Genomic DNA, 10,610 nt, shown 5'->3' with positions numbered 1-10,610 from the left:
GGCCCGAGCGACTCGGCCAACTCCACGGCTTGGTGCTTGAACTCATCGGTATAGCTACGACGGGTGATACGGGACATAAGGGACCTCCAAGTGCGATCAAAGTATCGCTTCTTGGCGTCCGCTGACGGGGGGCCAGATCAGACACCCCCGCCCCGCCTACCCACCCGGCCCTGGACAGTTTCCTGCGGCGTTCACCACGGAAAATCACAAACAAGAGCAAAAGCGGGTCGCTTCGCTCGTAAAGCTGAGGCCGCCAGCCAACCGCCGTTGCTGCTGCTTTTGCTTTTGCCTTTTCTCTTGATTTTCCCGTGGTGGGGCAGCCGCAGAGATCTGTCTGGGGCCGGGCGGGTGGGGTTGGCGGGGTATCCGCGCCATGGATGGCGCGGCTAAGCCCCCACGGATGGGTTCACGGCGTCCCCGCCAACCCCACCCGCCCGGCCCACTCCCAGAAAACCAGCTTTCAGCGACCAACCCACACCACCACGGAGGGGCTCCGCCGTTCGCCGACTCCCGCCGAAGGCGCGCTTTCCACGGAAGAAATAATTTTCAGAGGACGTGTCGATTCCCAGCCCCCTGGTTCGTTGTACCCAGTGAAGGGCACGCACCACGCGTCCCACGGGAGACCGAAATGAAAGTGATGGTGATCGTGAAGGCCAACGCCGACTCCGAAGCCGGCCGCATGCCCAGCGAACAGGAACTGTCCGAAATGGGCGCCTTCAACGAACAACTGGTGGCCGCCGGCATCATGCTGGCCGGTGAAGGCCTGCACGCCACCCAGCGCGGCCGTCGCATTCATTTCGGCGGCGGGGCACCCAAGGTCGAGGCCGGTCCGTTCGGTCCTGCCAGCGAACAGATCGCCGGCTTCTGGCTGTGGGAGGTGCGGTCGCTGGACGAGGCCGTTGAATGGGCCAGCCGTGCGCCGTTCGGCGAGGGCGGCACGCTGGAACTGCGTCCGCTGATCTCCGCAGAAGACTTTGGTGAAGCCTTCACCCCCGAATTACAGCAGCAGGAACAGCGTCTGCGTGCACAGCTGGAAGGCTGATCCGATTCCTCTCCCTGCCGGGCACGCCCCGGCACTATCGCCCTGAACCGCACAACGGAGTATTGCCATGAGACTGATTCCCTTCCTCGGCTTCAGCGGCCAGGCCCACGAGGCAATGGCGTTCTATGCCAAGGCACTCGGTGGCCAGGTCACCTCGGAAATGAAGTACCGCGACATGCCGCCCTCCGATGGCTCGCCGGGCTGCAACGAAATGCCGCCGGAAACCCTCGACCACGTTGCGCACAGCCAGCTGGAGATCGGCAGCGCCATCGTGATGGCGGCCGACGGTCCCGGCGGTGGCGAGGGCGGCTCGACCACCATCAATGTCGACGTCGACAGCATCGAAGAAGCCGAACGCGTGTTCGCTGCGCTGGCCGAAGGTGGCCAGGTGCAGATGCCGATCGCCGAAACGTTCTGGGCACATCGCTGGGGCATGCTGATCGACCGTTACGGCAAGCCGTGGATGGTCAATTGCATGAAGCAGCCCTGATCCCTCCCTCTTTCCTCTTCATCCGCAAGGAGCGTTACCAATGAGTGCACCACAACCGCAGATGATCTTCGTCAACCTGCCCGTGCAGGATCTGGAGAAGTCCAAGGCATTCTTCACCGCGCTGGGCTACAGCTTCAATCCAACCTATACCAATGACGATGCGGCTGGCATGGTCATAAGCGAGAGCATCTATGTGATGCTGCTGACCCAACCTTTTTTCCAGCAGTTCACCAACAAGCCGATTGCCGACGCGCACACCCACACCGAAGTGATCAATGCGCTCTCGGCACCCAGTCGCAAGGCCGTTGACGAGCTGGTGGACAAGGCACTGGCCGCCGGCGCCAGCGAGCCGCAGCCGGCGCGCGACCTGGGCTTCATGTACCAGCGCGGCTTCCAGGACCTGGATGGCCATCTCTGGGAAATCGCACACATGGATGGCGAGCCGGGCTGACGGCCGCCGCAAGGGAGGACCCTCATGGCTTACGTGGATGCGTACGTGCTGCCGTGCCCGCAGGACAAGGTGGCGGCCTACCGCCGCCTTGCCCGCAAGGCCGGCGTGGTGTGGAAGGACCATGGCGCGCTGCAGTACATGGAATGCGTGGCCGACGATGTGGAACCGGGCAAGAGCACCTCGTTCCCGCGCGCGGTCAAGGCGAAACCGGGCGAGACGGTGATCGTCGCCTTCGTGGTGTTCCGCTCGCGCGCGGCACGCGACCGCATCAACGCAAAGGTGATGGCCGACCCGCGGCTGGCGTCGCTGGGCCCGAAGGACATGCCGTTCGATACCCGGCGCATGTTCTGGGGTGGCTTCAAGCCGATTGTTGAAGCGTGAGCTGCGGCGCTTGTGCGGGCCGGGCGTGCGTGCTGTGATCGGCGCATGCTCGAGCCCGCACTGACGCAGCGTCTGGAAACCCTCTGGCGGATGGAGTCGCCAGTGCTGATCGCGCGCCTGGCGCGGCTGCTCGGTGGCGATGTCGGCCGTGCCGAGGAACTGGCCCAGGACACCTGGCTGGCCGCGCTGGAGCGTTGGCCGGAGCAGGGCATCCCGGACAACCCCGGAGCCTGGCTGATGACCACCGCGCGCAACCGTGCCATCGATGTGCTGCGCCAGCACCAGCGCGTGGCGCAGCAGCACGCGCAATGGGGCGAGGAACTGCATCCGGCGGCGCTGCCGGCACCCGATGACAACCAGGCGCTGGAGGATGACCTGGGCGATGACCTGCTGCGGCTGATGTTCGTGGCCTGCCATCCCGTGCTGCCGGCCGATGCGCGCGTGGCACTCACCCTGCGCCTGCTCGGTGGCCTGACCACCGTGGAGATCGCACGCGCGTTCCTGCAGCCGGAACCGACCATCGCCCAGCGCATCGTGCGCGCCAAGCGCACCCTGGCGCAGAAGCAGGTGCCCTATGAAGTGCCGCGCGCGGAGGCGATGCCGGAGCGCCTGGCTTCGGTGCTGGAGGCGATCTACCTGGTGTTCAACGAAGGCTATGCGGCCAGCGCCGGCGATGACTGGATGCGCCCGGCACTGTGCGAGGAAGCGCTGCGCCTGGCCCGCATCCTGGCCCATCGGTTGCCGGTGCCGCCGGTACTGGGCCTGCTGGCGCTGATGGAGCTGCAGGCCTCGCGTGCAGCGGCGCGGGTGGACGCGCAGGGCGCGCCGGTGCTGCTGGACCAGCAGAACCGCGCGCGCTGGGATTGGCTGCAGATCGAACGTGGTCAGCAGGCACTGGCACGTGCGCTGGCCGCAGGCGGCGGGCAGGATCCCTACGTGCTGCAGGCGCGCATCGCGGCCTGCCATGCGGCTGCGCGTCGCGCTGACGCCACTGATTGGCCGCGCATTGCTGCGCTCTATGCACAGCTTCTGCAGGTGCAGCCTTCGCCAGTGGTGGCATTGAACCGGGTGGTGGCGATCCTGCGCAGCGACGGTCCCTTTGCCGCCTGGGCGCAGCTGCAGCCCTTGCTGGTCGACGCGCGCCTGCGTGACTACGCGCCGCTGCAGGTGGTGCGTGGCGAGCTGTTGCAGGCACTGGGGCGCGAGCAGGATGCGCGTGACGCTTTTGGCGAGGCGGCTCGGCTCAGCCACAACCAGGCCGAGCGCAGACTGCTGCGGCAACGGGCCGGCCTGCCCCCCACGGACTGAGCCGACAAGGACAGCACTTGTCGCCGCGCGCCTGAGCGGCTATGTTTCGCGCCCAGCGGACGCATCAGCGCCCGCATTCCGTGCGTATTGACCGAGGAGCGGTTGGATGTATTCAAGGACGAAGAGCGCATCGCGCGCTTTTGCGCGCCTGCTTGCCTGTGCCCTGTGCCTGGCCGTATGGCCGACGGCCGTGCAGGCCGCGGACAAATCGCAACAGGCCTATTGGGCCGGTTTTGCCTATACCGCTGACGCCGCCGCCGTGCAGGCGACCACGCCGCATGCGCATGCGGTGCTGGAACGGCGTGGCCTGGTCCCGCTGAACCAGACGCTGGCGCAGTCGCTCAAGCGCCGCGCACCGGCCCACCTGGAGCTGATCGACCAGCCGGTGGCGATGCTCGACGGCACCACCAGCGCCACCGTGCTGGCCGCCGCGCTGGACCGCGAACTGGTCTCGGTCGAGCCGATCGGTGACCAGTACAAGGTGCTGGTGGAAGTGGCGCTGCAGGCGTTGTTCTTCGACTTCCGCGAGCGCCAGGTGATCGCGTCCTATCCGCTTACGCTGCAGCGCATCGACGTGCAGGATTACCGACCGGACAACGACGATATCGACGCGATCGTCGCCGATCTGCTGTATGGCGGCGCCGATACCAGCCTGTCGCAGGTGCTGGCGGCCAGCCTTGCCCAGGCCAGGTTGCCCGACGCGGCGGTGCGCCGTCTGCAGGTCGGTGGTGTAACCCTGTCCGACGCGGTCCGCGCCAAGCTGCCCGACCCGAAGTGGGAAGCGCCGCTGCGCGCCACGCTGGCCCATGAACTGTCCAAGACACTGTCGTCCAACACCGGCGTCGGGCTGCTGCCGCCGGCCTCGGGCCAGGCGATCGGTGGCGCGATGGCTGCCCGCTTTGCCGACGGCAAGGTCTACCAGCTGAAGATTCCCGAACCCGACTACGTCATCAACCTGCAGGTCGATGCACTGAAGAACGGCGTGATCGAGGAAACCCCGGCGATGAAGACGATGCTGTTCGGCGCCTTCTTCACCGCCAAGGTGACCGAACCGTTCTCGGGGAAGGTCTATTTCGAACAGCCGCTGCGCAAGGGGGCCACCAAGGTGGTTCCGGCCACGCAGTGGCAGGTCGACCAGTGGTCGGCCAGCTACGAAACCCTGCTGGCCGGGCTCGATGCCTTCGCCGGCGCCGCCGCCAAGCGTGCCGATTCGCGCGCCTGGCTGGACGAACAGAAGCCGGGCGGCCGCCCGTTGCAGCAGCAGACCCAAGCCCTCCAGGAGTTGATCAAGTCATGTCGTTGATGCGTACCATCCTGCTCATCCTCATCGCGCTGGTGGTGGCCTCGCCGGTCGCTGCGCAGACCGCGAGTTCGCGCGGCACCGGCTCGGCCAGCTACGGCCTGCGCCTGAGTGCCGATACCCGTGCCCAGGCCCTGAACAAGGCCAAGGTCAATGCCCTGGAGGCGTACATCGCCGAAACCGGTGCGGCCAAGCTGCGCCTGTTCGAAGCGCGCCGCGCCGAGTTCATCGGCGAGATCGACCGCTACGTGCTCAGCGCGGTGCAGCTGTCGGACACCGAAGACAAGAAGGCCAAGACCTACACCGTCACCGTCCGTGCCGAGATCAACACCACCCTGCTGCAGACCAAGCTGGATGCGGGTTCGGCCGTGGCCGGTGCCACCGCCGCGCAGCGCTCGCTGCTGACCTTCCTGTTCATGGCGCGCTCGCAGGACACCGTGCAGTCGTTCCAGGACAAGGAATACCGCCGCGTCGACGCCAGCAGCAGCTACAGCGAGAACACTCGTGAGGGCGACAGCTTCCGCGGCAACTCGGTCAGCACCAACGGCAGCATCAACCAGAATGGTTCGGTGTCGGTCACCAGCGGCGGCAGCACCACCGCGCGCGCCGACAACATCACCTGGAAGGTGGCCAACGCCGCCGAGGTCAACACCGCGATGACCGGGGCCTTCAGCGCCGCGGGCTACGAAGTGGTTGAAGCCGAATACGTGGAAGGCGAATCGCGTGGCCTGCTCAGCATCGAGCGCATCCGCAAGGACTTCAGCACCGGCAACGACCTGGCCCCGGCCACCCTGCGTGACACCGCCAACGGCATCCGTGCGGCCAACATTCCGTACATCGCCGTCGGCACCCTCGACATCGGCATGCGCGACCGTGATCCGGCCAGTGGCAACACCCGCGTGTTCGTCACCGTCACCGGCAAGGTGCTGGATGTGACCGGTCGTTTCCCGCGCACCGTGTCGTCGGTCGGTCCGGTGCAGTTCTCCGGTACCGGCCCGAATGAAACCGTGGCCCGTACCAACGCACTGCAGCTGGCTGCCGAAAAGGCCGCCCAGCAGATGATCAACGAACTGAACGTCAAGGCAGTGCGCTGATCCGCCGCCCCGGTGGGTGCCGAGCGCGCTCGGCATCGCCCCGGGGCTCACCGATTCCCCACGTGCCGCACCGCGGCCGTCTCTCCCAAAGGACTCTCACATGATCCGCAATACCGCTCTTGTCCTGGCCATCGCGGCCGCCACCCTGTCGATGCCGGCGCACGCTGGCCTGGGCAAGCTGAAGGACCTGGCCGGCGCCGCCACCGGTACCTCCAGCAGCAGCGCCTCCAGCGCCGCCGCACCGGATGAAGCCGCGCAGGAAGCACTGGTGCGTCGTTTCGTCAGCTCGCAGTCGCACTCGCTGCAGGCCCAGACCTCGTTCGCCCGTGCCTTCGGCCTGGCCGAGCAGGTGCAGCTGCTGGAAGCCGAGCGCCAGGCGCTGTCGTCGGGTTCGGTCAGCGTCGATGCGATGAAGAAGTCGGTGTCGGTCAGCGAAGCCGCCCAGGCCGCGATCGACGAGCGCCAGGCCGCGCAGCCGGAGCTGAACGCTGAATCCAAGCAGCACTATGCCGAAGGCCTGGTCTCGCTGCTGGCGTCGGCTGCCGAAGCGCAGAAGCTGGGCGGCGAAGCCAGCAACTTCACCGCCGGCATGAAGAACCTGGGCGCCACCCAGATGGCCACCGTCGGCCGCAAACTGGCTGCCGGTGCATGGGTGGCCAAGGAATCGCCGGGCTTCATCCAGGGCCTGTACGGCTCGACCAAGTCGGCCGTGACCTTCGCCAAGAAGAGCAAGGTGAAGGTGCCGTCGAACGCCGATTCGATGCTCGACTCGATCTGATCCGAGGATCAACCCCATGCGTACGACCTCCCGTTTGATCGGCCTGGGCCTGGCCGCCGTGCTGCTTGCAGCCTGCGGCAAGCAGGACACCCCGGCCGCCGATGCGCCCACACCCGCCAAGGACAAGGCAACCAGTGCACTGGCCAGCAATGCGCCAGTGGAAGCAGCGCCCCTGCGTGGCACGCCGGATTTCGGCGGCACCACCCAGGTCGCGCGCGAGGCCGACGGCATCGGCAGCACCCCGGAACTGGCGGTGCTGGCGGCGCTGCAGTCGGCGGTGGCGCAGGTCAACGGTGTACGCGTGGCCAGCCAGATGCAGGGCCTGCGCGCAGGCCTGCATGTGGACGTGGATGACGAACACGTCGGCGATATCCGCGCCGACGCGTTCACCCAGCAGATGATCGCCGGCTCGCAGGGCGCGGTGCTGGGCTATGAAATCCTGTCGCAGGACGAAGTGCGGCAGCTGGACGAGGAAACCATCGCGCGCGTGCGCGCCAGCGATGAAGGCTGGAGCTTCAAGGGTTCGGCCTCTGCCAGCGCCTCTGGCGAAGCCACGGCCAAGGGCGGCGGTGCCTCGGCCAGTGTCAAGGAGCGCTACGACGAGAAGGTCAGCGTCGATGCCAAGCGTGGCGCAAGCTCGTTCGATTCCGACGTGACCCACCGCAGCATGCGCAGCTACTGGAAGGTACGCGTGCGTGCCCAGATCGCCCAGTACCGCGCACCGGACGAGCAGGGCAAGCCGAAGATCGTGGTAGCGCTGCCGCGTACGAAGGCCGGCAGCTATGCCGTGGGCGATGGCCGCGTGAGCGCCGATGAAGTGGCCGACGCGATCCGCGCACGCCTGTCCGACACGCTGACCCAGACCCAGCGCTTCATCGTGCTGGATCGCGAGTTCGGCGACGAACTGCAGGCCGAGATCGACCACATCAACAGCGGCAACGTGCGTTTGCAGGACACTGCCCGCGTCGGCCAGCAGCTGGCGACCGACCTGATCCTGATCCCGACCATCGAACGCTTCGAGTACCCGCGCAGCGTGCGCAACCTGCGCATGTCCGACCGTCAGGTGACCTCATACTCCGGTGGCGGCCGCATCACCCTGCGCTTGGTCAACGCCACCACCGGCCAGGTGGTGATGTCCGACAGCTTCGATCACCAGTTGGCCTCGACCGGCCCGAGCACCCTGCCGCGTGTGGTCAACGGCCGCAACATGGCTGCGGCGATGATGGAATCGCTGTCCGGCCAGATCGGCACCAGCATCGTCACCACGCTGTTCCCGGTGTCGGTGGTGTCGGTGGACGGTGACCAGGTGGTGCTGAGCCAGGGCGGTGACACCGTGCAGGCCGGCCAGCGCTGGCAGGCTGTGCGCCTGGGCGAGGAACTGAAGGACCCGCAGACCGGCCGTTCGCTGGGCCGCAGCGAACACCCATGCTGCACCATCCGCATCGACCGCGTGGCTGCACAGACCTCGTACGGCACCATCGAAGACGGCGTTGACGCGATGCGCGGCGGCTTCCGTCCGGGCCAGATCGAACTGCGCCAGAAGCTGGGCAGCAAGCCGGCTGCCGCCGCTGCTGCGGGCGCGACCGCCCCGGCTGCAGCCGCCGCCCGCCCGGCCGCCAAGCCGAAGCCCAAGTCTGCTGCCGCCCCGGCCGAAGACCCGAACTGGTAACACGCCCAAGCAACACACAGATGGGGTCAGAGCCCTTTCCCGCCGGGAAAGGGCTCTGACCCCTTCGTGTTTCCGTCCGTGTCGACCAAGGTCGACACCCACCAACAGCAGCAGAGATCTGTCGAAGGCGGGGTGGGTCCGGTTGCGGGGGTGTCCGCGGCATGAATGCCGCGGCCAAGCCCCCAAGGACGGGTTTACGGCGTCCCCCGCAACCGGACCCACCCCGCCATCCCACCGAATGCCTGCTTCTGCTGTTGCTGTTGCTCCAGCTGTTGCTGCTGCCCTGGCTTCGGCGGGTGCAGGGCGCAGCCCTGCCGAATCCCATTACACTCCAGAGAGATTTCCCTGCTGGAGAGAGCAATGAAGCGAGTAGCACTGGGCCTGCTGGCCTTGTCAGTGTCGAGCGCACTGATGGCGGCCACCCCGAAATTCGATGGCGCGCGGATCTCCGCCGACGTCAAGGAACTGGCCTCCGACGCCTACGAAGGCCGCTCGCCGGCCACCGCCGGCGAAGAGAAGACCATCGCCTTCCTCAGCAAGCAGTTCGCCGATGCCGGCCTGCAGCCGGGCGGTGACCTCAAGGACGGCAAGCGCCTGTGGACCCAAGCCGTGCCGCTGCGCAAGGGCGACATCGTCGGCGCGCCGCAGTTGGCATTGCACCAGGGCGGCAAGACCCTGCCGCTGGAGCAGGGCAAGCAGATTGCCGTGCGCGCCGCCATGAACGGCGCCAGCAACGTCGATATCAGCAAGGCGCCGCTGGTGTTCCTCGGCTACGGCGTGAAGGCCCCGGAGCGCAACTGGGACGACTTCAAGGGCGTGGACCTGAAGGGCAAGATCGCCGTCGTGCTGATCAACGATCCGGACTTCGAGACCGGCCAGGGCGACTTCGACGGCAAGGGCATGACCTACTACGGCCGTTGGACCTACAAGTACGAAGAAGGTGCCCGCCAGGGCGCGCTGGGCGTGCTGATCGTGCACGAGACCGCACCGGCGTCGTACGGCTGGGCCACCGTGGCCGGCTCCAACACCAACACGATGTTCGACGTGGTGCGCGACAACCCGGCCGAAAGCCACCCGCTGCTGGAAGGCTGGATCCAGCGCGACCTTGCCGTGGAGCTGTTCCGCTCCGCCGGGCAGGACTTCGAGGCGCTGAAGAAGAAGGCGCAGCAGCGCGACTTCACCCCGGTGCCGCTGACCGGCGCCAGCCTGGACGCGAAGTACGCGGTGAAGACCGAAGTGATCACCTCGCACAACGTGGCCGCACGCCTGGAAGGCAGCCGCCATCCGGATGAGACGATCATCTACAGCGCGCACTGGGACCACATCGGCGTGGGCGAGCCGGACGCGCGCGGTGACCGCATCTTCAACGGCGCACTGGACAACGCCAGTGGTACCGCCTCGCTGCTCGAGCTTGCCCGTGGCTTCGCCAAGGAAACGCGCCCGCAGCGTTCGCTGCTGTTCCTGGCGGTCACCGCCGAGGAGAAGGGCCTGCTGGGTTCGGAGTACTACGCCACCCATCCGCTGTACCCGCTGGAAAAGACCGTGGCGGTGATCAACATGGACGGCATGGCGCCGTTCGGCCCGTCGCGTGACTTCGGCATCTACGGTGCCGCGCGTTTCGAGCTGCTGGACCAGCTGAAGGACGTGGCCAAGGGCTGGGACATCCGCTACACGCCGGACCCGAAGCCGGAAGCGGGCCTGTTCTTCCGCTCCGACCACTTCCCGTTCGCCAAGCGTGGCGTGCCGGCGCTGTCCTGGTCGGCCGGCCAGGACTGGGTGGACGGTGGCGTCGCCGCAGGCAAGAAGGCCTCCGAGGACTACACCGCCAAGCGTTACCACCAGCAGGGCGACGAATGGCAGCCGGACTGGGTGTTCGCCGGTGCCGCCCGCGACCTGGAAGTGCTGTACACGCTGGGCAACCAGCTGGCCAACTCCCGTGCCTGGCCGAACTGGAGCAAGGACGAGTCGTTCCGCGCCGTACGCGACGCCAGCGCCGACCAGCGCAGGTAAGGGAATGCGCCGGGTTCGCCCGGCGCCTCCCGGGTAGTGCCGGCCGCTGGCCGGCAACCTTGTGATGCTTGCGGAGGTCATGGGGAG

General features: G+C 67.1%; 10 protein-coding genes. All 10 read left to right on the top strand.

All coding sequences use genetic code 11. From position 1 onward, the window contains the following. Window positions 1–628 precede the first annotated feature (628 nt). The 10 genes from AC5P7S_RS09025 to AC5P7S_RS08980 all read left to right on the top strand — a co-directional run bounded on the left by AC5P7S_RS09025 (window position 629) and on the right by AC5P7S_RS08980 (window position 10,523). A complete protein-coding gene (locus AC5P7S_RS09025; protein ID WP_053500761.1) occupies window positions 629–1,042 on the top strand; it encodes a YciI family protein in 414 nt (137 codons plus the stop codon). 67 nt (window positions 1,043–1,109) lie between these two features. After that, complete coding sequence (locus AC5P7S_RS09020; protein ID WP_005415090.1) at window positions 1,110–1,532, top strand: VOC family protein; 423 nt, start codon at window positions 1,110–1,112, stop codon at window positions 1,530–1,532. A gap of 40 nt (window positions 1,533–1,572) precedes the next feature. Beyond that, entirely contained in the window at window positions 1,573–1,983 is a 411-nt protein-coding gene (locus AC5P7S_RS09015) for a VOC family protein (protein ID WP_021202152.1), read from the top strand. 24 nt (window positions 1,984–2,007) lie between these two features. Further along, on the top strand, window positions 2,008–2,364 hold the full coding sequence (locus AC5P7S_RS09010; RefSeq protein WP_005415092.1) for a DUF1428 domain-containing protein: 357 nt from the start codon (window positions 2,008–2,010) through the stop codon (window positions 2,362–2,364). Window positions 2,365–2,409: 45 nt separating this feature from the next. Then, window positions 2,410–3,672: an RNA polymerase sigma factor gene (locus AC5P7S_RS09005; RefSeq protein WP_095379182.1), complete on the top strand. Its 1,263-nt coding sequence runs from the start codon at window positions 2,410–2,412 to the stop codon at window positions 3,670–3,672. 106 nt (window positions 3,673–3,778) lie between these two features. Then, on the top strand, window positions 3,779–4,975 hold the full coding sequence (locus AC5P7S_RS09000; protein WP_005415094.1) for a hypothetical protein: 1,197 nt from the start codon (window positions 3,779–3,781) through the stop codon (window positions 4,973–4,975). Beyond that, window positions 4,966–6,066, top strand: a complete 1,101-nt coding sequence (locus AC5P7S_RS08995; RefSeq protein ID WP_032953880.1) for a hypothetical protein — start codon at window positions 4,966–4,968, stop codon at window positions 6,064–6,066. Before AC5P7S_RS09000 ends, AC5P7S_RS08995 begins: the two co-directional genes overlap by 10 nt. 100 nt (window positions 6,067–6,166) lie before the next feature. Further along, window positions 6,167–6,844 carry a hypothetical protein gene (locus tag AC5P7S_RS08990; RefSeq protein WP_005415096.1) on the top strand — a complete coding sequence of 226 codons (678 nt, stop codon included), beginning with the start codon at window positions 6,167–6,169 and terminating at the stop codon, window positions 6,842–6,844. Window positions 6,845–6,860: 16 nt separating this feature from the next. Next, complete coding sequence (locus tag AC5P7S_RS08985; RefSeq protein ID WP_095379180.1) at window positions 6,861–8,513, top strand: CsgG/HfaB family protein; 1,653 nt, start codon at window positions 6,861–6,863, stop codon at window positions 8,511–8,513. Between the two features lie 360 nt (window positions 8,514–8,873). Further along, entirely contained in the window at window positions 8,874–10,523 is a 1,650-nt protein-coding gene (locus tag AC5P7S_RS08980) for a M28 family metallopeptidase (protein ID WP_095379177.1), read from the top strand. Window positions 10,524–10,610 lie beyond the last annotated feature (87 nt).

The organism is Stenotrophomonas sp. YJH_SMC_32 (assembly GCF_059369975.1).
This window is presented reverse-complemented; position numbering and strand designations above follow the sequence as displayed.